This window comes from Microbacterium luteum, from assembly GCF_015277875.1.
Lineage (GTDB): Bacteria > Actinomycetota > Actinomycetes > Actinomycetales > Microbacteriaceae > Microbacterium > Microbacterium luteum.
This window is the reverse complement of record NZ_CP063814.1, coordinates 330,673-353,662: the sequence shown is the minus strand read 5'-3', so window position 1 is coordinate 353,662 and position 22,990 is coordinate 330,673. Positions and strand designations below refer to the sequence as shown.

The following is a 22,990-nucleotide window of genomic DNA, read 5'->3' as shown; positions in this document are numbered from 1 at the left end:
TCCGCATACGACGAAGGGCGGATGCTTCGCCTCGACCGCACATTCTGGTCGAGGCGGAGCATCCGCCCTCGTTCGTCGTCAGTTGGAGGCGGCGATGTCCGGCGTCGCGGTGATCTCACCGGCGGTGCCGACACCGACGGCGACCTTCTCACCGCGCGGACCGTGCTCGAACTGGAAGACGCCGTTCTCGGCATCGACCTTCACGTGGTCACCGGGGTTGAGCTCGCCGTGCAGGATCTTCTCCGACAGGCGATCCTCGATCTCGTGCTGCATCGCACGGCGCAGCGGGCGGGCACCGAGTGCGGGGTCGAACCCCACCTCGATGAGACGCTCCTTCGCCGGCATCGACAGCTCGATCGTCATGTCGCGGTCGAGCAGGCGCTCGCTGAGACGCTTCGTGAACAGGTCGACGATCTGGATGAGCTCGTCGCGGTTCAGCTGCGGGAACACGATGATGTCGTCGACGCGGTTCAGGAACTCGGGCTTGAAGTGGCGCTTCAGCTCCTCGTTGACCTTCCCCTTCATGCGGTCGTACGACGTCGACGTGTCACCCTCGACCTGGAAGCCGACCGGGCCGCCGGCGATCGCCTGCGAACCGAGGTTCGTGGTCATGATGATGACGGTGTTCTTGAAGTCGACGATGCGACCCTGACCATCGGTCAGGCGACCTTCTTCGAGAATCTGCAGCAGCGAGTTGAAGATGTCGGGGTGGGCCTTCTCGATCTCATCGAAGAGCACGACCGAGAACGGCTTGCGGCGCACCTTCTCGGTGAGCTGCCCGCCCTCTTCGAAGCCGACGAACCCGGGAGGGGCGCCGAACAGCCGCGAGACGGTGTGCTTCTCACCGAACTCCGACATGTCGAGGGAGATCAGCGCACCCTCGTCGTCGAAGAGGAACTCGGCGAGCGCCTTGGCGAGCTCGGTCTTTCCGACACCGGTGGGACCGGCGAAGATGAACGAGCCCGAGGGCCGCTTCGGGTCCTTCAGCCCTGCGCGCTGACGACGGATGGTCTTCGACAGCGCGGCGATGGCCTCTTCCTGGCCGATGACGCGCTGGTGCAACGCCTTCTCCATGAAGACCAGGCGGCTGGACTCCTCCTCGGTGAGCTTGAACACCGGGATGCCGGTCGCCTGCGCGAGCACCTCGGCGATCAGACCCTCGTCGACGACCGCGTGGCTCGCGACATCGCCGGAGCGCCACTGCTTCTCCAGGCGCAGGCGCTCGGCCAGCAGGGACTTCTCCTCGTCGCGCAGCGACGCGGCCTTCTCGAAGTCCTGCTCCTCGCTGGCGGTCTCCTTGTCTTCGCGGACCTTCGCGATCTTCTCGTCGAACTCGCGCAGCTCCGGCGGGCTCGACAGGATCGACAGGCGCAGGCGTGCTCCCGCCTCGTCGATCAGGTCGATGGCCTTGTCGGGCAGGAAGCGGTCGGCGATGTACCGGTCGGCGAGGTTCGCGGCGGCGACGATCGCGCCGTCCGTGATCTGCACCTTGTGGTGGGCCTCGTAGCGGTCGCGCAGCCCCTTCAGGATGTTGATGGCGTGCGGCAGAGCCGGCTCGTTCACCTGGATGGGCTGGAAGCGACGCTCGAGGGCGGCATCCTTCTCGAAGTGCTTGCGGTACTCGTCGAGCGTGGTCGCACCGATCGTCTGCAGCTCGCCACGGGCGAGGAGCGGCTTCAGGATGCTCGCGGCGTCGATCGCACCCTCGGCGGCTCCGGCACCGACGAGGGTGTGGATCTCGTCGATGAAGACGATGATGTCGCCGCGGGTGCGGATCTCCTTCGTGACCTTCTTCAGGCGCTCCTCGAAGTCACCGCGGTACCGCGATCCGGCGATGAGCGAGCCGAGGTCGAGCGAGTAGACCTGCTTGTCCTTCAGCGTCTCGGGCACATCCCCCTTCACGATCGCCTGGGCGAGGCCCTCGACGACGGCGGTCTTTCCCACACCGGGCTCGCCGATGAGGACGGGGTTGTTCTTCGAGCGGCGCGAGAGGATCTGCATGACCCGCTCGATCTCCTTCTCGCGCCCGATCACCGGGTCGAGCTTGTTGTCGCGCGCGGCCTGCGTGAGGTTGCGACCGAACTGGTCGAGCACCTGCGAGCCGCCTTGAGCACCGGACTGCGCCTGCTCGCCGCTGCCGGCGGCGACGCCGGCGGGCTCCTTGCCCTGGTATCCGCTGAGGAGCTGGATGACCTGCTGGCGCACCTTGTTCAGGTCGGCGCCGAGCTTGACGAGCACCTGTGCGGCGACGCCCTCGCCCTCGCGGATGAGTCCGAGCAGGATGTGCTCGGTGCCGATGTAGTTGTGGCCGAGCTGGAGCGCCTCGCGCAGGCTCAGCTCGAGCACCTTCTTCGCGCGCGGCGTGAAGGGGATGTGGCCGGTGGGCTGCTGCTGCCCCTGGCCGATGATGTCCTGCACCTGCTCGCGCACGGCGTCGAGCGAGATGCCCAGGGACTCGAGCGCCTTCGCGGCGACGCCCTCCCCCTCGTGGATCAGACCGAGCAGGATGTGCTCGGTGCCGATGTAGTTGTGGTTGAGCATCTTCGCCTCTTCTTGGGCGAGCACAACCACGCGACGGGCACGGTCGGTGAATCTCTCGAACATCGTTCACTCCCTCGGCGCTTGGGGTGCAGGTCGCACTGCTGCGCGATACATCGAGGTTAGCCAGCGGGGGGATGCCACGGGCCGCTGTTCGCCAGGGGCATATCCGGTGCCCGTCCCGCGCGCCACGCCTCGCCCCTCCGCACTCCGCGCGCGACGCCTCGCCCCTCCGCACTCCATCGCTCCGCAGTCACAATCTGCGGGCCTGCCGCCGCGCGACCCGCAACTCCTGACTGCCGAGCAGCGCCCGGATTCGCTCCGCAGTCGCGAAGTGCGGGTCTGCGGCGTCAGGACCCGCAGATTGTGACTGCGGAGCGGACGGGTCAGATGGTGCGCGAACGGATGGCGCGCCGCACGCGCTCGACGAACGCACGCGGCTCCGCGAAGACGTCGCGCTTCGTGACCCGGATGACGACCCACCCGAGCTCGGCCAGACGCTCGTGCCGCCGGATGTCGCGCGCCCACTGCTCCGGGTCGCGCAGATGATGCTCCCCCTCGTACTCGATGGCGATCTTGAGCGTCGGGTACGCCAGGTCGACGCAGGCCACGAAGAGTCCCAGAGGATCGAAGACGTCCACGTTCAGCCCCGGCTCGGGAAGGTGCGCGTCGATCAAGAGCAGGCGGCACCGCGTCTCCATCCGCGACGCCGACCGCGTGCGCACCCGCTCCAGGGCTTCTCGCAGCGCGGGTCCTCCGACGCGGCGTCCCGCCTGCACCGCCGCGCGCAGGTGTTCGAGAGTGGCGAGGGGTGGCGGGTCGCCGTCGAACATCGGCTCCCGCACGGTCGCGTCTCCCGCGGCGACCAGATCATGTCCATCGAACAGCACACTCCCGAGCATCGCCCACGTGCTCGCCGGCGACGCGAGCCGAACGTTCAACATCGGATGCACGACGACATGGGCCAACGACGCCCTCACCTGGTGCCCGGCGACACCCGCATGCCTCGGATGCCGGAGCGGCGCGAAGACGCCGACATCCAGCGCACGGAGGTGCAGTTCGGGGTCGATCAGCGCGGATCCCGGCAGGGGTAACCCCCACAGCACCGCCGCCGTGACGTGGCTGAAGAACTGGGTGTCGGGCATCGTCCGCGCAAGCAGGAGGGCGCGAGCCTGCATTTCGTCAACAGCGGCGGCCGCGGTCGGGCTCAGGTCTGTCCCGCGGACGTCGGGGTCCTTCGCGCCGACCGACACCGAGGTGCGCAGTCCGCGGTACGGGCGATGAAGGTCGGCGGCACGCAGTCGCGACGGGGACACACCGATGTCGCGCGCGTGCGCCACGGTGAAGGTCGATCCGAGCCCGGCGGGAAGCGGCGAGCGGTGCATGCCACGAGCGTGGCACTTCGCGTCGCGGCCAGCGTCAGCATCCACCTGAGCTGTGGAAGCAGCATCCACGAACCGCCCTGTGAACGATGGGTGGTCGGCGCCGATTCGGCCACTCGCCGCCCCGGCCGGCCGTCCCGCTGGTCTCACCGCTCGGCCGGCTTCACAGCTCCGCAGTCACTTCCTGCGGGTGCCAATCCCGAAGACCCACAGGTTACGACTGCGGAGCAGGGGCTCCCCCGCTCAGCAGTCACAAAGTGCGGGTGTGACCGCGAGTAATTCGCAGAAGGTGACTGCGGAGCGGGCACGGGGCGACCGCCGGAGCGGGCCGGGGCGAGGCGGATGCGGGTCACCGCCGGTGGGGACGGCCGCGGATGCGGGTCACCGCCGGTGGGGACGGCCGCGGACCGGGGTCAGCGGGAGCCGGCGATGGGGATGCGCACCGCGTCGTACTCGTCGCCGGCGAGCACTGCCTCGACGCGCTCGTCGGCGTCGTCATCCAGACCCTCCACGGCGATCACCGAAACCCGCGGACCGAAGTCGGCCGTGCAGACCTGGTCGGCGGGGAGCGGATCGATCGTGACGGTCACCTCGGTGGGGGTCGTCGCGACGGCTCCCGAGATGAGCGGCGGGCAGGTGGATGAACCCCACGTCAGCAGCAGGAAGATCTCCGCGGTGGCCCAGCCGGCGCTGGGAGCGGCCTCGTCGAGCCCGCCGCCCTTGCCGTCGAGTGTGGCATCGCCGGCGATCTCGGTCTGCCCGCGGTACGAACCGGTCACGACCACCTCGAGGTCATCGGCCGGGTCGACCCCCTCCGGGAGCGACACGTAGGTGGCGCGCGCCACGAGGTCCCGCGTGCAGACGACCCCGTGGGGATCGGTGAGCTCGACGGTCACCACTCCGTCGTCGTACGACGGGTCGCCCGCCGTGGGAAGGCACGTGGAGCTGCCGAAGGTGAGGATGCCGACGGCGCTGCCGTCGTCGAGCCACGCGGCGTCGATCTCGGCGTCGAGGCTCTCCGCGTCGTCGGTCGAGGGCACGGGCACCGGGGTCACCGCCGGCGCCGCTGCGCCGCCGCACCCGGCGATGAGGACCGACGAGACGGTCAGCGCGATGCCGGCGACGGCAAGGCGAGCACGGAGCATGAGGTCATCTTGCTCCGTGTCCCCGAACGATCGCGACACGTCTGGTCACAGCGGAATAACGAAATCTGCCCGTGGCGTCACTGCAGCGCCGAGGTGAGGCGCGCGAGGTTGTCCAGGACGGTGGAGCGCAGCGGCTGCTTCTCCCACTCGTCGCGGGTGAGCTCCCGGCTGAGCGAACGGTACTCGGCCTCGACCTCGCGCATCTCGGTGATGAACTCCTCACCGCGCACCAGCATCGAGATCTCCATGTTCAGACCGAACGAGCGCATGTCCATGTTGCTCGACCCGATCACGGCGACCTCGTCGTCGACCGTCATCGACTTCGAGTGCAGGATGAACGGCTTGCGGTACATCCAGATCTTCACCCCCGCCTTCAGCAGCACTTCGTAGTAGCTGCGCTGCGCGTGGTAGACCATCGCCTGGTCGCCCTCCTCGGAGACGAACAGCTGCACCTCGACGCCGCGGTGGCACGCGCTCGTGATGGCCAGGAGCATCGCCTCGTCGGGAACGAAGTAGGGGCTCACGATGATGAGCTTGCGCTGGGCGGCGTACATGAGGGCGGCGAACAGGCGCAGGTTGTTCTCGAAACGGAAGCCGGGACCGGAGGGCACGATCTGGCAGTCGAGGTCGCCGGGACCGGCCTTCAGCTCGTCGAGGTCGGTCTCGGTGTAGAGCACCTCCTGCGTCTCGGCGTACCAGTCGCTGAGGAACACCGCGTTGATCGACGCGACGACGGGACCTTCCAGGCGCACCATCAGGTCGACCCAGTGCAGGCCGCGTCGGATGTTCTTCTTCAGGTTGTAGGTCGAATCGGTCACGTTCTGCGAACCCATGAACGCCACGAGACCGTCGACGACCAGGAGCTTGCGGTGGTTCCGCAGATCGGGTCGCTGATACTTGCCCTTCAGCGGCTGGACCGGGAGCATCAGCTGCCAGTCGGCGCCCATGTCGCGCAGACGCTTCAGCGTCTTCTTGTAGAACGGCTTGCCGCGGTTGGCCCAGTGGTCCAGGAGCACGCGCACGGTGATGCCGCGCGCGCACGCCTCTTCGAGCGCGCGGAACAGGTTGTCCGTCGCGTCGTCGGACTGCAGGATGTAGAACTCGACGTGCACGTAGCGCTGCGCCCCGCGAACGGCGTCGGCCATCGCATCCAGGCTGGCCTGATAGTCCGAGATCAGGTGCGCGTCGTTGTCCCCCGACAGCGGCATCGCCCCGAGGTTGCGGTTGAGGGTGACCAGCGAGGTGAACCAGTCCGGCGCATTCGGACGCAGACTCCCGAAGTCGAGCGCCTCGCTGGATTCCCGGATGTACGCGTTGATGTCGTCCTGCATCTTGCGTCGCTTGCGGGGGAGGCGGGGATTGCCGATCACGAGGAAGAGCAGCACCCCGACGAACGGGATGAAGTAGATCGCCAGCAACCAGGCGAGGGCCGAGGTCGGACGCCGATTGCGCGGAATGACGATGATCGCGGTGATGCGGATGATGAGGTCCACGACGAAGAGCGTCACGACCCACCAGCTGGGCGGGGTGAACACGAAGGTGACGGCATCCTCGGCCACGGTGGTGTCCCCCTGACTGGCCCGCATCGCGATCGACGGGCGCGTTGCGTCCAGGCTATCGGGACGCGGTGTCAGTTCCCGGACGCGGGAGCCTCGGGTGCCGGCGGCAGCCCGCGACGGGCACGCTCCTTCGCCTCGAGTCGCGCGTAGGCGCGGCGCTCGTTGCGGTCGGCGCGGATCATGCTGCGGATGACCCAGAAGAACAGGAGGCTGACGACGAGGGTGGGCAGGATCGCCCATGCGGCCGCGAGCCAGAAGTCATCCACCCCTCCAGGATACGCGCCCTGTCGCGGGGTTCGCTGGGAGCCGGCGTCCTGCCCCCGACGAGCCTGTGGACAACGTCGAGTTCCCCCATCGCGCCGATCTCGTCCCCACGGCCGCGATCGCGCGATGACGGTGGATCCATGACCTCGATCGTGAAGGCCGCCAACGCGGCGCAGTTCCTCGCCCTCGTCCCTCGGCTGGCCGGATATCAGCCCACCGAGAGCCTCGTCCTCGTGCCGTTCGTGGGCACCCGCACCACCGGCGTCATGCGCGTGGACCTCCCCGTCGGCGCTGATGCCGACGAGGTCGACCGCTGCGCGGCGACGTTCCTCGGGATGATCTGCCGCCTGCCCGAGGTCGACGGGTTCGCGGCGATCGTCTACACCGCCGCGAGCTATCGCGATGGGATGCCGCACCGCGCGCTGCTCGAGGCGCTCGCCGTGCGGGCCGACGCGGCCGGGCTCCGGGTGAGCGACGCCCTGTGCGTCGCCGCGGACGGATGGGGCTCCACGCTGGACCCGGAGTCTCCCGACGGCGGCTGGGATCTGGATGAGATCGAGCGGGGCGCGGAGGCGATGCCCGAGCTTCCCGCGCCGACCGGAGATCAGGCATCCGGCGCGACACTCCCCGCACCCGATCTCGCCACCAAGGAGCGCGTGGCGCGCGCCCTGACGCAGCTGGACGCGGCGATCCGCGCCGTTCTCGGCACCCCGACGAAGGAGCGCATCGATCCGCAGGCGGTGGCCGCCATCGACGCGCTCGACGACGTCCCCTCCCTGTTCGAGGAGGTCGTCGAGGCGGAGGCCGACACCGCCGCGGAATTCGACCTCGCACTGCTGACGTGGTGCCTGTCGCGCCCCGCGCTGCGCGACGTGGCCCTCGTTCAGTGGTGCGGAACGCTCCTCGACGGTGATGACGCGCTCGATGCGCAGGCGCGGTGGGAGAACGGCGAGGCGTATCCGCCCGACATCGCCCGGCGAATGTGGGGAGAAGGCCCCATGCCCGATGTCGAACGTCTGACCCGAGCACTGGATGCGGCGCGCGCGGCAGCCGCGGCGGCTCCGCAAGCGCGCCGCGCCGGGGCCCTCGCGACCTGCGCGTGGCTGTCGTGGGCGTTGGGGCGCTCCACGCACGCGGCGGCCTTCGCTGAGATGGCGTTCGCGATCGAACCGGACCACGGCCTCGCGGGCATCGTCCTGACGATGGTGAACGCCGGACACCTTCCGGAGTGGGCGTTCCACCGGCCGCGTCCGGGCGAGTCGGCGGGAGACCGGGGTCCGGACCCTACTTGACCAGCGGGAAGAGGATGGTCTCGCGGATGCCGAGGCCGGTGATGGCCATGAGGAGCCGATCGATCCCCATGCCCATACCGCCCGACGGCGGCATCCCGTGCTCGAGGGCGCGCAGGAACTCCTCGTCGATGCGCATCGCCTCCACATCGCCCTGCGCGGCGAGCTTCGCCTGCTCGGTGAAGCGCTCGCGCTGGATCACCGGGTCGACGAGCTCGGAGTATCCCGTGGCCAGCTCGAAGCCGCGCACGTACAGGTCCCACTTCTCGACGACGCCCGGAATGCTGCGGTGTTCGCGCACGAGGGGGCTCGTGTCCAGCGGGAAGTCCATGACGAAGGTCGGCCGCTCGAGGCCGCCCTTGACGAAGTGCTCCCACAGCTCCTCGACGAGCTTGCCGGGGATCGCGTGGGAGGGCACCTCGACCTCGAAGCGCTCCGCGATCGCGATCAGCGGCTCGAGCGGGGTCTGCGGGTCGATCCTCGGCGCGGCGCCGTCGGTCCACGCCTCGGCGAGGGCCGCGTTGAGCGAGTCGTACATCGAGATGCGGTCCCACTCTCCGCCGAGGTCGTAGACGGTGCCGTCGGCCCACGTCACCTCGGTGGTCCCCGCCACGGCGATCGCCGCATCCTGGATGAGGGTCTGCGTCAGATCGGCGATGCCCCGATAGTCGCTGTAGGCCTCGTAGGCCTCGAGCATCGCGAACTCCGGGCTGTGGGTGGAGTCGGCGCCCTCGTTGCGGAAGTTGCGGTTGATCTCGTAGACGCGGTCGATGCCCCCGACGACGGCGCGCTTGAGGTAGAGCTCCGGCGCGATCCGAAGGTAGAGATCGGCGTCGAACGCGTTGGAGTGCGTCACGAAGGGGCGGGCGGATGCGCCACCGTGCTGCACCTGCAGCATCGGCGTCTCGACCTCGACGAAGCCGCGCTCGGTGAACGTCTGGCGCAGGCTCTGATTGACCTTCGCGCGGGCGAGCACGGTCTCACGCGCACGGTCGCGCACGATGAGGTCGAGGAACCGGCTGCGCACGCGGCTCTCCTCGCTGAGGTCGCTGTGCAGGTTCGGCAGCGGCAGCACGGCCTTGGATGCGATGCGCCACTCGGAGACCATGATCGACAGTTCGCCGCGACGCGAGGAGATGACCTCTCCCGAGACGAAGACGTGGTCGCCGAGGTCGACCAGTTCCTTCCAGGCCGCCAGCGACTCCTCGCCGACGTTCGCCAGCGACACCATCGCCTGGATGCGGCTGCCGTCGCCGGACTGCAGCGAGGCGAAGCAGAGCTTGCCGGTGTTCCGGCTGAAGACCACGCGGCCGGCGACCGCGGCCACGGTGCCCGTCTCGGCGCCCGCCTCGAGGTCGCCGTAGCGCGCCCGCAGCGCCGGGATCGTGTCGGTGACGGGCACGCTCACCGGGTAGGCGCCGCCGGCGGCGTCGGCGCGATCGGCGATGAGGCGTTCGCGCTTGGCCAGCCGCACCGCCCGCTGCTCGAAGGTGTCGTCGGCGGACTGCTCGGCCGCGTCTTCGGGCGCAGCGGACGTGTCTGTCATGTCGGGGGGCTCCTCGCGAAAGTCGCCGCCCAGTCTAGCCGCGGCGGCAGGACGAGCCGGATGGGCTCAGCCGATGTAGATCTCGACGTTGTCGATGAAGCGGTGGCCGGCCACCGTGGCCGCGATCAGCGCGAGCGCCGGCCCCGCGTGCCCCTCGTCGACGGGCAGGAACGTGGCCGGGTCGACGACGTTGAGGTACTCGAGGGCGATGCGCGGTTCGCCCATGAGGGCGCCCTGCGCCGCCGCGATGCACGCGTCGACGCCGCGGTCCGCGTTGGCGGCCGCCGCCTCCAGCGCGAGGGGGAGCTTCGCCGCCGCCGCGAGGTCGGCGTCATCGAGCAGCGCCACGCGCGAGGACACGGGCAGCCCGCCGCCGTCGCGCACGATGTCGACCGTGACGACGTCGATGTCGAGGAAGAAGTCGCGGATCATCCGCTCGACGAGGAACACCCGCTGCCGGTCGCGGCGCCCGTAGACGGCCACATCCGGTCGCACGAGGGAGAACAGCTTCGCCTCGACGGTGAGCAGCCCGTCGAAGTAGTACGGACGAGAGCGCCCCTCGTAGCGCAGCCCCAGGTCGCCGGCGGAGACCTTCGTCGTCGAGGAGAGGTCGGCGAACAGCTCGACGGTCGTCGGAGCGAACGCGATGTCGACGTCGAGCTCGTCGAGCATCGCCCGGTCCGCCTCCGGGGTGCGCGGGTACGCCTGCGCATCGGCGGCCGTGCGGAACCGCAGCGGGTTCAGGAACATCGAGACGACGACGATGTCGGCCGCCTCTCGTGCGGCGCGGATGAGGTCGCGGTGGCCGTCGTGCAGTGCGCCGATCGTCGAGAGGAGGGCGACCGTCGACGCGGGGGCCTCTGCTCGCAGCTCGGCGAGCCGGGTGCGGAGCCCCGCGGTGGTGCTGATCATCCGATGATCGTATCGACCCTCGCGGGCCGGACCCGACCGCGTCAGACCGCGGTGTGGTCGACGAGGGCCTGGTCGACCGTCGTGTGCACGAGACCCGACAGATAGCGCCCCGGATCGGCGACCCCCGCCTCGGCCAGCAGGGCCGCCGCCTGCGCGACGATCGATCGCGAGAAGGTGGTCGCCGTCGCGATCGCCTCGGCATAGGCGGGGCGAGCCGCTTCGGACACCACGACCGGCTCGCAGCCGAGCTCCACGGCGAGCGCCTGCGCGATCGGCAGCACCGCGGCGGGGGCCGTGACGGCCGCATAGGACTGGGCGAGCAGGCGCAGGTCCATGGATGTGCCCGCGAAGGTCATCGCGGGGTGGATCGCCAGCGGGATGACGCCCCTGGCCACCGCCGGAGCGAGCACGTCGGTCCCCCAGGCCGGGTCCAGATGCATCGCGAGCTGACCCGCCTGCCAGTCGCCGGTCTCGGCCAGGCCCGCCACGAGGCCGGGGAGCTCGTCGTGCGGCACGGCGAGCACCACCAGTTCGCTGCGGCGCACGACCTCGGGGGCGTCGAGGAACGGCACACCGGGAAGCACCGCCTCGACGCGCTCCTCGTCGGAGCCGTGCGTGATCCCGATGAGCGCGTGGCCGACGCCGGCGAGCGCGGCGCCGATGACCGGTCCGACGCGTCCGGCGCCGACGATCCCGACGCCGAGGCGCCCTTCGCGCGTCATCGGTCCGCCTCCGCCGGTCCGGCGGGCGAGACGGGTTCATCGGCACCGTCCGTTGCGCCGGCACCGTCCGTTTCGCCGGCACCGTCCGTTTCGCCGGCACCGTCCGGTTCGCCGTCCCAGCGATGCGAGTGGTCGGAGGCCGCTGCGCGCACGGCACCGGCCGCGACGGCCTCGAAGAGATCGACGGCGGCATCCCGATCCACGATGCCGAGGGCACCCGACACCCGACCCGCGATCGTGTGAGCCCGCACGTTCGCGACGCGCAGGCGCCGATCCACGGGACCCTGGGTCACATCCACGCTCTGCAGCCGGGCGAGGGGGAAGACCCCGAGGGTGCGCCAGATGACACCGCGTCGCAGGAAGAGCGTGTCGTCGCTGAGCTGGAAGCCGTTGCGCTTCCACGAGAGCAGGCGGAACAGACGCGCGCGACGCGGCGTGGTCGTGTACGGATCCTCGGGCTGCGGCCCGAGCACACCGTCCTCGAAGATCGCGCGCCACTGATCCGGCGTCAGGTGCGGCAGCACGAGGCCGAGCACGCGCGCGACGTCGTCGCGGTCGCCGACGGGAAGCACGGTGGCGAACTGATCCGTGCCGGTGTCGGTCGCCCCTCGGCCCGACAGGCGGTTGAGCGTCACGGACCACCAGCCGAGCGGTCGCCAGAAGATGGACTGCGACACCTCGACGGCGTGCACGCGGCCCGGCGGCACGATCTCGGTCACGGTGGTGAACAGCCCGAAGGTGATGCGCACGCCGCTGCGGGTCGGCGCGATCGAGTATCGCAGCGAACGGGTGATCCGCCGGAAGGCGTAGGTGCCGAAGCCGAGCAGCACGGGGAGCATCGCGAAGAGCACCCAGGGTGTGCCGTAGACACCGCCCAGCACGACCGCGACGATGCCGAGCACGAGCGCGATCGTCGATCCGCTGAGCAGCTGCGAGAGGATCAGCCGGCCGGGCGGGATGCGCACGACCGACTCCGGTTCGTCGGCGGGATCCTCCGCCCCGTGCACGAGTCCGTCGATGCCGGATGAGACCGTCGACGCCGCCGTGGCGGCCAGATCACCCGCCGCGCGGCCGTGCATGCGCTCGGCCCGCACGCTCGCCTCGGCGAGCTGGCGCCCGGACGCGAGGCGCAGGATGTCGGCGCGCACCTCCTCGGCGTTGGTCGTCGAGAGGTATTCGAGCTTGACGTTCGCATCGAGACCGGCCCCGACCACCTCGAGCTTGGCCATGCCCGCCAGCCGCGCGATCATCGGCCGTGTGAGGTTGACCCCCTGCACGCGGTCCAGCGGTGCACGGCGGTGGGTGCGGAAGAGCACGCCCGAGCGCACCTCGACGTCGTCGCCGGTGATGCGGAACGTGTGGAACCGCCACGTGATGTAGAAGATCCCGAGCACGACCAGGAGCACGCCGAGCACACCGAGCAGCACGACCAGCACCAGCCCGTGGCCGAGCACGTAGTCCACGGGGTCCTGGCCGGCGTTGTAGCCACCTGGGATCACGCCGTCGAAGAAGAACGCGATCACCCGGTCGCGCAGGTTCGCGACGATGATGCCCACCACGACCACGAGCACGAGGCCGCCCCGGAACACGGGGGTCAGCGGATGCATCCGGTGCCAGTCGCCGTCGCTGAGCGGCGATCGCGTGACTCCGGTCGCCGGATGCGGTCCCCCGGGCACGGGGGAGGTGGGAGGGATCTCTGTCACAGTCCCGTCCGACGGGTCTCGGCGACGTCGATCAGGGTGTCGCGCAGCACCTCGGCGGCCTCCTGCGTGAGCCCGGGGATGACGACGCCCGTCGAGGCCGCGGCGGTGACGAGCTTCAGCTGCGCGATGCCGAAGCCCCGGTCGAGCGGACCGTGGGTGATGTCCACGAGCTGCATGCGCCCGTAGGGCACGGCCACCACGCGCTGCCACAGGATGCCCTTGCGGAAGACGAGGTCATCGCGTCGCAGCTGGTACCCGACGGCGCGCGCCTGACGCGGCGTGATGATCAGGCCGATCCCGGTGACCACCAGGACCACCCCGGCCGGGATCCAGATCCACCACTGTCCCAGCACGACGGTCATCACGACGGCGACCGCGAGCACGAGGGCGAAGAAGAAGCCGCCGGAGATGAGCTGGACCCACACGTACGGCCGTGCGAGCTGGTGCCACGTGCCGTCGCCGAGAGGAAGACGCGCCTCGCCCTTCGGCTCGCGGATGTGCTCGAACGTGCCGTCGTCGAGCGCGGCGTCGCGGTACGGGCTCGCGGCAGCCGCGTGGTCGCCGATCGTCGGGAGCGTCGGGTCAGACGCCGCCGGCTCCGATTCCGGTGTCGGGACCTCCGGGGTGTTCGTCATCGTCGTCCTTCCGGATCGTGCACAGGTGCTCGGCGACCAGGCCCGCGGCGACGAGTGCCGCCCCACCGCCGACGGTCGCCAGCACGACCCCCAACGAGCCTACCGAGGGGAAGACCGGCCGGGTGAGGAGGAACAGTGCGAGTCCGACGGCGAATCCGGCGGTGAGAGCACCCACGATCGAGGAGGCCTTGGCGAGCATCGCGATCCGCAGGGCCTGGAACGGGTTCGGCGAGGCCCCGGTGCCGCGTGTGGCGCGGCGCACCGGAACGGCGAGGGCCACGACCGCGCCGCCCAGCAGCACGAGGAGGATCGGCAGCATCACCGCGGGGGTGAAGGTCGGCCGCCCCGACGCGGTCAGCACCTGGTCGACGAGGAACCCCGCGCCGACGCCGAGCACGGCGCACACGAGAAGCACGCCCGCGCCGGTACGACTCACGAGGAGCCCCGCAGCCGGCCGAGCAGGTCGGCCACCCGGCCGTGCCCGGCCAGCTCGGCGTCGGGATCGATCACCAGCCACGGCACCAGCACGAACTCGCGCTCCGCCGCGCGGGGATGCGGCAGGGTGAGGGCCGGCTCGCGCGAGACCATGTCGCCGTACGAGACGAGGTCCAGATCGAGGGTGCGGTCACCCCAGCGCTCGTGGCGCTCCCGACCGTGCCGCGCCTCGATGGCGTGGAGGTAGGACAGGAGGATGGCCGGCGAGAGGCGCGTAGTGAGCACAGCGACGGAGTTGAGGTAGGCCGGGGCGTCTTCGTCGGGTCCGGTCGGCTTCACGGCCACCGACTCGATCGGCTCGGCGGCGCGGACCTCGTCGACCAGCGGCAGGCGCGCAAGATCGTGCACGGCCTCCCGCAGCGTCTCCTCCCGGTCGCCGAGGTTCGCCCCGAGCGCCACGACGGCCTCGACCGTCGCGCGCGATTCGCGCGACGGCGGATCGCCGATCCCCTGCGCCAGTCGTCGGCTCATCGTCCCGACCGCGCACGGGTCACGCGCACCGAGACATCCGAGAAGGGCACGGGGATCGGGGCGTTCGGCTTGTGGACCGTGACCGTCACGCGGCGCAGACGGGAGTACCGGGCCAGAAGATCGCGGGCGATCCGCGCCGCCACCGTCTCGATGAGATCCACCGGATCGTGCGCGACGAGGCCGGCGACATGCTCGGCCACCTCGCCGTAGTGCACGGTCTTGTCGACGTCGTCGGCCCCGGCCGCCTCGCGCACGTCGAGGTGCATGACGACGTCGATGATGAACTCCTGGCCGTCGCGCCGCTCGTGAGAGAGCACGCCGTGGTGACCGAAGACGCGCAGCCCGGTGAGCGTCAGCTCGTCGGTGCCGCTGAGGTCGGTGGGGGCATCCATGCCGGTCACTCTCCTTGGTAGGTGGCGATGCGGAGGGCATCGCTGGTCGTGGCGACGTCGTGCACGCGTACCGCCCAGGCGCCCGCCTGCGCCGCCAGCACACTCGTCACGGCCGTCGCGAGGTCGCGTCGTGCCGGATCCGCACCGCCCTCGCCGAGGGCCTCGGCGAGGAATCGCTTGCGACTGGTGCCGACCAGCACTCGAGGCCCGAGGTCGACGACGTGCGACAGGCCGCGCAGCAGCGCCCAGTTCTGCGCACCCTGCTTGCCGAATCCGAAGCCGGGGTCCACGATGATGCGCGCGGGGGCGATGCCGGCGGCCTTCGCCGCGCTCACGCGGTCCGCCAGCTCGCGGACGACCTCGCGCACGGTGTCGCCGTAGTGCGCTCGGGCGTACATGTCGGACGAGGGGCCGCGCCAGTGGCCGAGGGCGATGTCGGCTCCGGATGCGGCGACGGCCGCCAGCATGTCGGGGTCGGCCAGTCCACCGGAGACGTCGTTGACGAGCACCGCGCCGGCCGCGACGGCGGCGGTGGCCGTGGCGGCGTTCATCGTGTCGATGCTGACGGCGAGTCCCTCCGCCGCGAGCGCCGTGACGACGGGGATGACCCGGCGGCGCTCCTCGTCGGGATCGATGCGCTCGGCACCGGGTCGCGTGGATTCGCCCCCGACGTCGAGCAGGTCGGCGCCGGCGGCGCGGAGCGATCGCGCATGCGCGATCGCGGCATCCGGGTCGATGTATCTGCCGCCGTCGCTGAACGAGTCGGGCGTGACGTTGACGATGCCCATGACGGCCGTCATCGCGGTCCTCCGAGGAGCGCGAACAGTTCCGCTCGCTGCGCTGGGTCGGTGAAGGCGCCACGCGCGGCGACGGTCAGGGTGGCCGCATCGGGCTGCCGGCCCCCGCGCATCGTGACGCACTCGTGCACCGCGTCGAGCACCACCAGGACACCGCGTGCATCGAGCGCGTCGTCGATGGCGTCCGCGATCTGCTCCCCGAGCCGCTCCTGAACCTGCGGTCGTGCCGCGAGCACGTCGACGACCTTCGGCAGCGCACCGAGACCGACGACCTGCTCGCCCGGCAGATAGGCGATGTGCGCATGTCCGCGGAACGGCAGCAGGTGATGCTCGCACATCGAGCGGAAGCGGATGTCGCGCAGCATCACGGCGCCCGACGGCAGCGTCTCGGGCGCCGGACCCTGCGAGACGCTGATCGTGTGGGCGAGCGGCGCCGAGGCGTCTTCGCCGACCCCCGCGAAGAAGTCGACATACGCGTCGGCGACCCGGTCCGGGGTGAGCTTCAATCCCGGACGCTCGGGGTCCTCGCCGATCGCCTCGAGCAGCTGTCGCACGAGCGCGGCGACACGATCACGGTCGACGGCCACGGACGAGAGCCTACGCGGTTGCGGGCCGCGCGCGCCCGGAGGGGCGCCGCTCGGGCGCCGACTCGGTCACCGTCTCCGCGTCGGCGGCGGTGGCCGCCGCCACGCCGACGGCGGGCTGACGCACCGGCACGTCGACCGGAGGCAGCTGCGAGACCGGGCGCTCTTCACTGGAGAGCCACTGCGGGCGCGGCGGGAGCTTCTTGACGTCGGTGAAGATCTCGGCGAGCTCGAGGTGGTCGAGGGTCTCCTTCTCGAGAAGGGCGAGGGCGAGCTTGTCCAGCACGTCGCGGTTGTCGTTGATGACCTGGTACGCCTCGTTGTGCGCCTGTTCGATGAGGCCGCGCACCTGCTGGTCGACGCGTTCCGCCACCCGTTCGCTGAAGTCGCGGCCGTGACCCATGTCGCGACCCATGAACACCTCGCCGGAGGACTGACCGAGCTTGACGGGGCCGACATCGGTGGTCATGCCGTACTCGGTGACCATCTTGCGGGCGATGTCGGTGGCCTTCTCGATGTCGTTGGAGGCACCGGTGGTGGGGTCGTGGAAGACGATCTCCTCGGCGACGCGGCCGCCCATCGCGTACGTCAGCTGATCCTGCAGCTCGTTGCGGGTGACGGAGTACTTGTCGTCGAGCGGCAGCACCATCGTGTAGCCGAGGGCCTTGCCGCGCGGGAGGATCGTGACCTTCGTGACGGGGTCGGTGTGGTTCATCGCCGCCGCGGCGAGGGCGTGACCGCCCTCGTGGTAGGCCGTGATGAGCTTCTCCTTGTCCTTCATCACGCGCGTGCGACGCTGGGGACCGGCCAGCACGCGGTCGATGGCCTCGTCGAGCGCGCGGTTGTCGATCAGCTGCGCGTTCGAGCGAGCGGTGAGCAGGGCCGCCTCGTTCAGCACGTTGGCGAGGTCTGCGCCGGTGAAGCCCGGGGTCTTGCGGGCGACGACCTCGAGGTCGACGCCGTCGGCCAGGGGCTTGCCGCGGCCGTGCACCTCGAGGATGCGCTTGCGGCCCTGCAGGTCGGGCGCGTCCACGCCGATCTGACGGTCGAAGCGGCCGGGGCGCAGCAGCGCAGGGTCGAGGATGTCGGGTCGGTTGGTCGCCGCGATGACGATGACGTTCACCTTCGGGTCGAAGCCGTCCATCTCGACGAGCATCTGGTTCAGCGTCTGTTCCCGCTCGTCGTGCCCGCCGCCCATGCCGGCGCCGCGATGGCGGCCGACCGCGTCGATCTCGTCGATGAAGATGATGGCGGGCGAGCTCTCCTTGGCCTGGTTGAACAGGTCGCGCACGCGGCTCGCGCCGACGCCCACGAACATCTCGACGAAGTCGGATCCCGAGATCGAGTAGAACGGCACGCCCGCTTCGCCGGCCACCGCGCGTGCGAGCAACGTCTTTCCCGTGCCGGGAGGGCCGTACAGCAGCACGCCCTTCGGGATGCGGGCGCCGACCGCCTGGAACTTGGCGGCGTCTTTCAGGAATTCCTTGATCTCGTCCAGCTCTTCGATGGCCTCATCGGAGCCGGCGACGTCTTGGAAGGTGACCGTGGGGGTCTCCTTGGTGACCATCTTCGCCCGCGACTTGCCGAACTGCATGACCTTGCTGCCGCCGCCCTGCGCCGAGGAGAGCAGGAACCAGAACAGCAGGCCCAACAGCAGCAGCGGGATCATCAGCGAGAGGAACCCGTCGAACCACGACGGCTGCGGCACCACGTCGTTGAACCCGTCGGCGGGGTTCGCCGCGTCGATGGCCTGCACGACCTCTTCCGCGCGCGCGTCGACGTAGTAGAACTGCACGTCGGTCGCGCCCTCGTACGCCTCCGACAGCGTGAGGTCGACGCGCTGGTCGCCGTCGGTGTTCGTCACCTCGGTGACCGTGCCGCCGTCGAGGAGCTCGAGACCCTCCTGGGTCGAGACCTGCTTCGCGCCGCCGAGACTCGAGATCAACGAGAACCCGACGATCAGCATCACGCCGATCAGCACGATGTAGAAGAGCGGGTTCCGAGTGATCTTCTTGATGTTCATGGTGCGGGCGCGGCCCGATCCCTTTCGTCAGCGGCCACCGGGCGGCGCAGCGCCGCCAAGGCGGTCCGAACAGGGTATCGCGGGCCGGCTATGCCCCGACTGTGCATTCGCCCACGGCGGAATGCACGCCGACGCGCGCGCTCAGGCGTACACGTGCGGCGCGAGCACCGCCACGTCGCGCAGGTTGCGATAGCGCTCGGCGTAGTCCAGGCCGTAACCGACGACGAAGTCGCTCGGGATGTCGAAGCCGACGTACTTGCAGGGCACCTCGACCTTGGCCGCATCCGGCTTGCGCAGCAGCGAGAAGATCTCGATCGACGCGGCGCCGCGAGAGGCGAAGTTCGCCAGCAGCCAGTGCAGGGTCAGGCCCGAGTCGATGATGTCCTCGACGATCAGCACGTGCTTGTCGTGGAGGTCGGTGTCGAGGTCCTTGCGGATCTGCACGACACCGCTCGATTTCGTCGACGCACCGTAGGACGACACCGCCATCCAGTCCATCGCGGCGTGCATCGGCAGTGCGCGCGCGAAGTCGGCCATGACCATGACGGCGCCCTTGAGCACCCCGACCAGCAGCAGGTCCTTGCCCTCGTAGTCGGTCGCGACCTGCGCGGCCACCTCCTGCAGCTTCTCCTGGATCTGCTCCTCGGTGACGAGGATGTCGGTCAGGTCGTCTCTGATGTCGGCGGCGCGCATGGGGGAAGTCTAGGAGCGTCGGCGTCGAATCACTTCTTGCGGTCCCGCGCCGCCACCCATGCGATGCTCCACAGCGTCGCGAAGGACTGCGCCGCCTCGGACGACGGCGCATATGCCGCGACGGGCTTGCGCTCGGATCCCATGCGCTCCACGACGACCGTCGCCGGGATGACGACCTTGCACATGTCGGGCTCGTCGGCCGGAAGCTCCTCGACCGCGGTGCGATGGGTCTTCTTGCGGCGATCGACCATCGACAGGAACGACACGATCTTCGCCGGCTTCGACTCCGCCGCGATGACATCGCGCACCTGCTGCAGCGATCGCAGCGCGAGCGGCGTCGGGACCACGGGGAGCACGACGAGATCGGCGGCCCGGATGACGTTCTGCGCGAGAAGGGACGCACCGGGAGGGCAGTCGAGGATCACGACGTCGTAGTTGTCGGAGAGCGGCCCGAGGGCGCGCTGGATGCGCCGCGTGGAGTGCTTGGCGGCATCCAGGGCGAGCTCGAGATCCCGATAGCTGTCGTCTCCGGGCAGCACGTCGAGGTCCTGATAGGCCGTCTCCCGCACAGCCCGGCCGATCTTGCCCTTCCCGCCGATGATCGATTCGGCGCCGCCCTTGAGCTTGGGCTTGACCTCGAGCATGTGGGTCGCGGCCGCCTGCGGGTCGAGGTCCCACAGCAGAACGCGCTGGTCCTTCGCCGCCTCGTAGGCCAGGTTCACCGCCGTCGTGGACTTGCCCACTCCACCCTTGACGCTGTACACCGCGATGACCTTCACGTGCGCCACCCTAACGAGCGGGGCCCCCTCCCGTCACGGGTTCGGTCGTGCGCAGACTCACGACGTGGCGGTGAACTCCACGCGCGCGCCGACCCGGCGGGCGCGGCATCCGGGCAGATCGATCGACCCCTGACCCGACCAGTCGGTCACGAGTCGCGCGACCTCGAGGGTCTGCACGCGCGTGAGGCTCGCGCCGAACTCGCTCGCCACGACGAGTCGGATGATGCGGTGCCGCACCGCCGCGGGATTCGCGGCGAGGGCCGGCACCGAGACGGAGATGCCGGCTTCGGCGTGCTCGACGATGTCTTCGATCGTCTCCTCGATCATCTCGTCGAACGCCTCGGCGTCTTCCCGCATCTGCTCGGCCGTGCGCGCGAGCGCCTCCGCCACGCCCGGTCCGAGCTCGCGCTCGAGCATCGGGAGCACGGTGTTGCGGGTGCGCACCCGCGCGAAGCGGGGATCGTCGTTGTGCGGGTCGTCCCACGGCTCGAGTCCCTCGGCCGCGCACGCCGCACGCGTGGTGGAACGCCGCAGCGCCAGCAGCGGCCGCACGAGCGCGACACCGTCGAGGTCGGACACCGGCGACATGCCCTGCAGGCTCGCCGCACCGGATCCGCGCGCCAGGCCGAGCAGGACCGTCTCGGCCTGGTCGTCGAGGGTGTGCCCCACGAGCACGGCCGCCGCGCCGGTCTCGCGCGCGACGGCACGCAGCGCCCGGTATCGCGCGTCGCGGGCCGCCGCTTCGAGTCCGCCGCCGCCGTCCACATCCACCTCGACCACGCGGGCGGCCAGTCCCAGCGATGACGCGGCTGCGGCCGCGCCGCGTGCGACCTCGGCGGAGGTCTCCTGCAGCCCGTGGTCGACCACGACGGCGGTCGCGGATGCATCCGCACCCCCGGTCTCGAAGGCGACCGCCGCGGTGAGGGCGAGGGAGTCGGCGCCACCGGACAGGCCCACCACGAGCGGAGCGTCGGCGGCGAGGCGGGCCAGGGCGCCGCGCACCGCGCGACGCACGTCGGCGACGGCGGGATCCAGACTCGGACGGTGCGGCATGCGGCCACGGTACCGCGCGCATCGGCGCGCCTCACGGGGAGCCGGCGTGCAACTAGGCTGGTCGCGCATCCGCACGTCTTCCGAAGGAGCAGCAAGCATGGGCGCGTACGACGCCGTCATCGAGATCCCTCGCAACAGCAGCATCAAGTACGAGGTCGACCACGGCACCGGCCGGGTCTACCTCGACCGCATCCTGTACACCCCGATGGGATACCCCTCCAACTACGGGTTCTTCGAGAACACCCTGGGCGAAGACGGCGACCCGCTCGACGTGCTCGTGCTGCTGGACCGCGACATCATGCCGGGCGTGCTCGTGAAGGTGCGGCCCGTGGGCGTGCTGAAGATGTCGGACGAGGCCGGCGGCGACGACAAGGTCGTCGCGGTTCTCGCGAAGGACCCCCGCTGGAACCACATCCAGGACGTCTCCGACATCGATGAGTGGACACGCAACGAGATCAACCACTTCTTCGAGCACTACAAGGACCTCGAGCCCGGCAAGTGGGTCAAGGTCGACGAGTGGGCGGATGCCGCCGAAGCCGAACGCCTCGTCGACGAGGCCTTCGCGCGGTTCGAGGAGCACGAGGGCGAGACCCGCACGCAGGGTGAGGGCGAAGCCCCCAGCACCCGCTGATCCGGACGGGAGACCACATGGCGCGACGCGGGGCGGTGCGACGGCGCATCGCCGTGATCAGCGATGCGGTCGCGTCGCGCCTGTGGCCCGTGCCGCTCATCGCGGTGATCGGGGCCGTGCTCATCGGCCTGGCGCTGCCGGAGCTCGACCGCTCCGTCGACGCGTCCCTCGCCGACACGGTGACGGCATTCATCTTCTCCGGCGGGACGGATGCCGCGCGCGCCGTCCTCTCCGCGATCGCCGGATCCCTCATCACGGCCACGTCGCTGACGTTCTCACTGACGGTGGTCGCCCTGCAGCTGGCGAGCAGCCAGGCGTCTCCGCGGCTCCTGCGCATGTTCGCCTCGGACCCGATGGTCCAGGGCACGCTCGCGGTCTTCCTCGGCACGTTCGCGTACGCGCTCACGGTGCTGCGCACGGTCGAGAACGCCACCGACGAGGCAGACGCCTTCGTGCCGCGCATCGCGGTGACCGTCGCCTCGGTACTCACCCTGGTGAGCGTCGTGGTGCTCACCTTCTTCCTCGCTCATCTCGCCCGGCAGCTCCGGGTGGAGACGATGATGCGCGATGTGCATCGTGAGGCGGCGCACACCATCGCGCTGCTGGCGGATGCGCCACCCGGAACCCCCGCCCCGGCACCGATCGAGCCCGACCGCGGGCACACCGTGTTCGCGCGCACGTCGGGTTTCGTCTCCGGCGTCGACCGCGGCGAGCTGATCGATCTCGCCGTCGCTCACGACATCGTGGTGCGCGAGCTGCGCCCCGTGGGCGGCAGCATCATCGCGGGCACGCCGCTCGCACGATGGTGGCATCCCGCCCAGATCGACGGGCCGGGGCGCACCGACGAGCGCATCGCGGATGAGATCGCCGCGTGTTTCAGCGCCGACTACGAACGCACGCCCGCGCAGGATGTCGGGTTCGGGCTGCGGCAGCTCGTCGACGTCGCCAGTCGCGCCCTGTCCCCGGGCGTCAACGATCCGACGACAGCGGTCCACGCGCTCAGCCACATCTCCGCGCTCCTGTGCGACCTGGCGGCCCAGCCTCCGCGCCCGGAGGCGTACGCATCGCAGGACGGCGTCACGCGCCTGCTCCCATGCGGCGACGACTTCGCCGAACTCCTCGATGTCGCGATCTCACCTATTCGTCGCTACGGCGCCGGCGCACCGGATGTGCTGGAGCGGCTGCTCTGGACGATCGATGACGTCGCGTGGCACGTGCAGCACGCCGCGCAGCGCGATGCCCTGTCGCAGCAGCTGGGACGAATCGAGGCGTCGCTCGAGGCATCCGATCTCGATGCGGTCGAACGCGACCGGTTGGCCGCGGCCGCTCAGCAGGCCAGGGCCACGCTCGAACGCGCGTCGTCGGCCTGATCGGTGC

At 70.3% G+C, this 22,990-nt stretch carries 22 protein-coding genes; 3 read left to right on the top strand and 19 right to left on the bottom strand.

The window, feature by feature from the left end:
- Window positions 1-78: 78 nt before the first annotated feature.
- The 5 genes from IM777_RS01695 to IM777_RS01675 all read right to left on the bottom strand — a co-directional run bounded on the left by IM777_RS01695 (window position 79) and on the right by IM777_RS01675 (window position 6,890).
- Window positions 79-2,604, bottom strand: coding sequence for an ATP-dependent Clp protease ATP-binding subunit (locus tag IM777_RS01695; protein ID WP_071045121.1), 2,526 nt, complete (start codon window positions 2,602-2,604; stop codon window positions 79-81).
- A gap of 320 nt (window positions 2,605-2,924) precedes the next feature.
- On the bottom strand, window positions 2,925-3,923 hold the full coding sequence (locus IM777_RS01690) for an endonuclease domain-containing protein (RefSeq protein ID WP_194384387.1): 999 nt from the start codon (window positions 3,921-3,923) through the stop codon (window positions 2,925-2,927).
- A gap of 410 nt (window positions 3,924-4,333) precedes the next feature.
- The gene (locus tag IM777_RS01685; protein WP_194384386.1) at window positions 4,334-5,065 is read right to left on the bottom strand and encodes a hypothetical protein; all 732 of its coding nucleotides are present in this window, start codon (window positions 5,063-5,065) and stop codon (window positions 4,334-4,336) included.
- 77 nt (window positions 5,066-5,142) lie between these two features.
- Entirely contained in the window at window positions 5,143-6,651 is a 1,509-nt protein-coding gene (cls, locus tag IM777_RS01680; RefSeq protein ID WP_194384385.1) for a cardiolipin synthase, read from the bottom strand.
- A 44-nt stretch (window positions 6,652-6,695) separates the two neighbouring features.
- Window positions 6,696-6,890 carry a hypothetical protein gene (locus tag IM777_RS01675; protein WP_071045123.1) on the bottom strand — a complete coding sequence of 65 codons (195 nt, stop codon included), beginning with the start codon at window positions 6,888-6,890 and terminating at the stop codon, window positions 6,696-6,698.
- Between the two features lie 138 nt (window positions 6,891-7,028).
- Here IM777_RS01675 and IM777_RS01670 point away from each other — a divergent pair, with 138 nt between their 5' ends.
- Entirely contained in the window at window positions 7,029-8,180 is a 1,152-nt protein-coding gene (locus IM777_RS01670) for a DUF4192 family protein (protein WP_194384384.1), read from the top strand.
- Here the strand turns inward: IM777_RS01670 and lysS are convergent.
- The 14 genes from lysS to tilS form a co-directional block, all read right to left on the bottom strand.
- Window positions 8,173-9,723: a lysine--tRNA ligase gene (gene lysS / locus IM777_RS01665; protein ID WP_194384383.1), complete on the bottom strand. Its 1,551-nt coding sequence runs from the start codon at window positions 9,721-9,723 to the stop codon at window positions 8,173-8,175. The genes IM777_RS01670 and lysS overlap by 8 nt on opposite strands.
- 66 nt (window positions 9,724-9,789) lie before the next feature.
- Window positions 9,790-10,635, bottom strand: a complete 846-nt coding sequence (locus IM777_RS01660; protein WP_194384382.1) for a 4-phosphopantoate--beta-alanine ligase — start codon at window positions 10,633-10,635, stop codon at window positions 9,790-9,792.
- Window positions 10,636-10,676: 41 nt separating this feature from the next.
- Window positions 10,677-11,357 (bottom strand): DUF2520 domain-containing protein, encoded by a 681-nt coding sequence (locus IM777_RS01655; protein WP_194384381.1) that lies wholly within the window; start codon window positions 11,355-11,357, stop codon window positions 10,677-10,679.
- On the bottom strand, window positions 11,354-13,060 hold the full coding sequence (locus IM777_RS01650) for a PH domain-containing protein (RefSeq protein ID WP_228480902.1): 1,707 nt from the start codon (window positions 13,058-13,060) through the stop codon (window positions 11,354-11,356). Before IM777_RS01650 ends, IM777_RS01655 begins: the two co-directional genes overlap by 4 nt.
- Entirely contained in the window at window positions 13,057-13,695 is a 639-nt protein-coding gene (locus tag IM777_RS01645; RefSeq protein WP_194384380.1) for a PH domain-containing protein, read from the bottom strand. The genes IM777_RS01650 and IM777_RS01645 overlap by 4 nt, the downstream gene beginning before the upstream one ends.
- The gene (locus IM777_RS01640) at window positions 13,643-14,131 is read right to left on the bottom strand and encodes a DUF3180 domain-containing protein (RefSeq protein WP_194384379.1); all 489 of its coding nucleotides are present in this window, start codon (window positions 14,129-14,131) and stop codon (window positions 13,643-13,645) included. Before IM777_RS01640 ends, IM777_RS01645 begins: the two co-directional genes overlap by 53 nt.
- Window positions 14,128-14,661, bottom strand: a complete 534-nt coding sequence (gene folK / locus IM777_RS01635; protein ID WP_194384378.1) for a 2-amino-4-hydroxy-6-hydroxymethyldihydropteridine diphosphokinase — start codon at window positions 14,659-14,661, stop codon at window positions 14,128-14,130. The genes IM777_RS01640 and folK overlap by 4 nt, the downstream gene beginning before the upstream one ends.
- The gene (gene folB / locus IM777_RS01630) at window positions 14,658-15,053 is read right to left on the bottom strand and encodes a dihydroneopterin aldolase (protein WP_194384377.1); all 396 of its coding nucleotides are present in this window, start codon (window positions 15,051-15,053) and stop codon (window positions 14,658-14,660) included. The genes folK and folB overlap by 4 nt, the downstream gene beginning before the upstream one ends.
- Window positions 15,054-15,058: 5 nt before the next feature.
- Window positions 15,059-15,853, bottom strand: coding sequence for a dihydropteroate synthase (gene folP, locus IM777_RS01625; RefSeq protein WP_194384376.1), 795 nt, complete (start codon window positions 15,851-15,853; stop codon window positions 15,059-15,061).
- On the bottom strand, window positions 15,850-16,437 hold the full coding sequence (gene folE, locus IM777_RS01620) for a GTP cyclohydrolase I (RefSeq protein ID WP_071045132.1): 588 nt from the start codon (window positions 16,435-16,437) through the stop codon (window positions 15,850-15,852). Before folE ends, folP begins: the two co-directional genes overlap by 4 nt.
- Before the next feature lie 10 nt (window positions 16,438-16,447).
- Window positions 16,448-18,457: an ATP-dependent zinc metalloprotease FtsH gene (gene ftsH, locus IM777_RS01615; RefSeq protein WP_194384375.1), complete on the bottom strand. Its 2,010-nt coding sequence runs from the start codon at window positions 18,455-18,457 to the stop codon at window positions 16,448-16,450.
- A 141-nt stretch (window positions 18,458-18,598) separates the two neighbouring features.
- Window positions 18,599-19,150, bottom strand: coding sequence for a hypoxanthine phosphoribosyltransferase (gene hpt / locus IM777_RS01610; RefSeq protein ID WP_194384374.1), 552 nt, complete (start codon window positions 19,148-19,150; stop codon window positions 18,599-18,601).
- Between the two features lie 29 nt (window positions 19,151-19,179).
- Window positions 19,180-19,929, bottom strand: coding sequence for a ParA family protein (locus IM777_RS01605; RefSeq protein ID WP_194384373.1), 750 nt, complete (start codon window positions 19,927-19,929; stop codon window positions 19,180-19,182).
- Window positions 19,930-19,986: 57 nt separating this feature from the next.
- Window positions 19,987-20,982, bottom strand: coding sequence for a tRNA lysidine(34) synthetase TilS (gene tilS / locus IM777_RS01600; protein WP_194384372.1), 996 nt, complete (start codon window positions 20,980-20,982; stop codon window positions 19,987-19,989).
- A gap of 97 nt (window positions 20,983-21,079) precedes the next feature.
- Between tilS and ppa the strand changes: the two genes are divergently transcribed.
- Window positions 21,080-21,613, top strand: coding sequence for an inorganic diphosphatase (gene ppa / locus IM777_RS01595; protein WP_194384371.1), 534 nt, complete (start codon window positions 21,080-21,082; stop codon window positions 21,611-21,613).
- Window positions 21,614-21,630: 17 nt separating this feature from the next.
- Window positions 21,631-22,983: a DUF2254 domain-containing protein gene (locus IM777_RS01590; RefSeq protein ID WP_194384370.1), complete on the top strand. Its 1,353-nt coding sequence runs from the start codon at window positions 21,631-21,633 to the stop codon at window positions 22,981-22,983.
- Window positions 22,984-22,990: the final 7 nt, after the last annotated feature.

Excerpts from the sequence above, each read along its gene's own strand:
- IM777_RS01695 (WP_071045121.1), bottom strand. The coding sequence starts at position 2,604 with ATGTTCGAGAGATTCACCGACCGTGCCCGTCGCGTGGTTGTGCTCGCC.
- IM777_RS01690 (WP_194384387.1), bottom strand. The coding sequence starts at position 3,923 with ATGCACCGCTCGCCGCTTCCCGCCGGGCTCGGATCGACCTTCACCGTG.
- IM777_RS01685 (WP_194384386.1), bottom strand. The coding sequence starts at position 5,065 with ATGCTCCGTGCTCGCCTTGCCGTCGCCGGCATCGCGCTGACCGTCTCG.
- cls (WP_194384385.1), bottom strand. The coding sequence starts at position 6,651 with ATGCGGGCCAGTCAGGGGGACACCACCGTGGCCGAGGATGCCGTCACC.
- IM777_RS01670 (WP_194384384.1), top strand. The coding sequence starts at position 7,029 with ATGACCTCGATCGTGAAGGCCGCCAACGCGGCGCAGTTCCTCGCCCTC.
- lysS (WP_194384383.1), bottom strand. The coding sequence starts at position 9,723 with ATGACAGACACGTCCGCTGCGCCCGAAGACGCGGCCGAGCAGTCCGCC.
- IM777_RS01660 (WP_194384382.1), bottom strand. The coding sequence starts at position 10,635 with ATGATCAGCACCACCGCGGGGCTCCGCACCCGGCTCGCCGAGCTGCGA.
- IM777_RS01655 (WP_194384381.1), bottom strand. The coding sequence starts at position 11,357 with ATGACGCGCGAAGGGCGCCTCGGCGTCGGGATCGTCGGCGCCGGACGC.
- IM777_RS01645 (WP_194384380.1), bottom strand. The coding sequence starts at position 13,695 with ATGACGAACACCCCGGAGGTCCCGACACCGGAATCGGAGCCGGCGGCG.
- folK (WP_194384378.1), bottom strand. The coding sequence starts at position 14,661 with ATGAGCCGACGACTGGCGCAGGGGATCGGCGATCCGCCGTCGCGCGAA.
- folB (WP_194384377.1), bottom strand. The coding sequence starts at position 15,053 with ATGGATGCCCCCACCGACCTCAGCGGCACCGACGAGCTGACGCTCACC.
- folP (WP_194384376.1), bottom strand. The coding sequence starts at position 15,853 with ATGACGGCCGTCATGGGCATCGTCAACGTCACGCCCGACTCGTTCAGC.
- ftsH (WP_194384375.1), bottom strand. The coding sequence starts at position 18,457 with ATGAACATCAAGAAGATCACTCGGAACCCGCTCTTCTACATCGTGCTG.
- hpt (WP_194384374.1), bottom strand. The coding sequence starts at position 19,150 with ATGCGCGCCGCCGACATCAGAGACGACCTGACCGACATCCTCGTCACC.
- tilS (WP_194384372.1), bottom strand. The coding sequence starts at position 20,982 with ATGCCGCACCGTCCGAGTCTGGATCCCGCCGTCGCCGACGTGCGTCGC.
- ppa (WP_194384371.1), top strand. The coding sequence starts at position 21,080 with ATGGGCGCGTACGACGCCGTCATCGAGATCCCTCGCAACAGCAGCATC.
- IM777_RS01590 (WP_194384370.1), top strand. The coding sequence starts at position 21,631 with ATGGCGCGACGCGGGGCGGTGCGACGGCGCATCGCCGTGATCAGCGAT.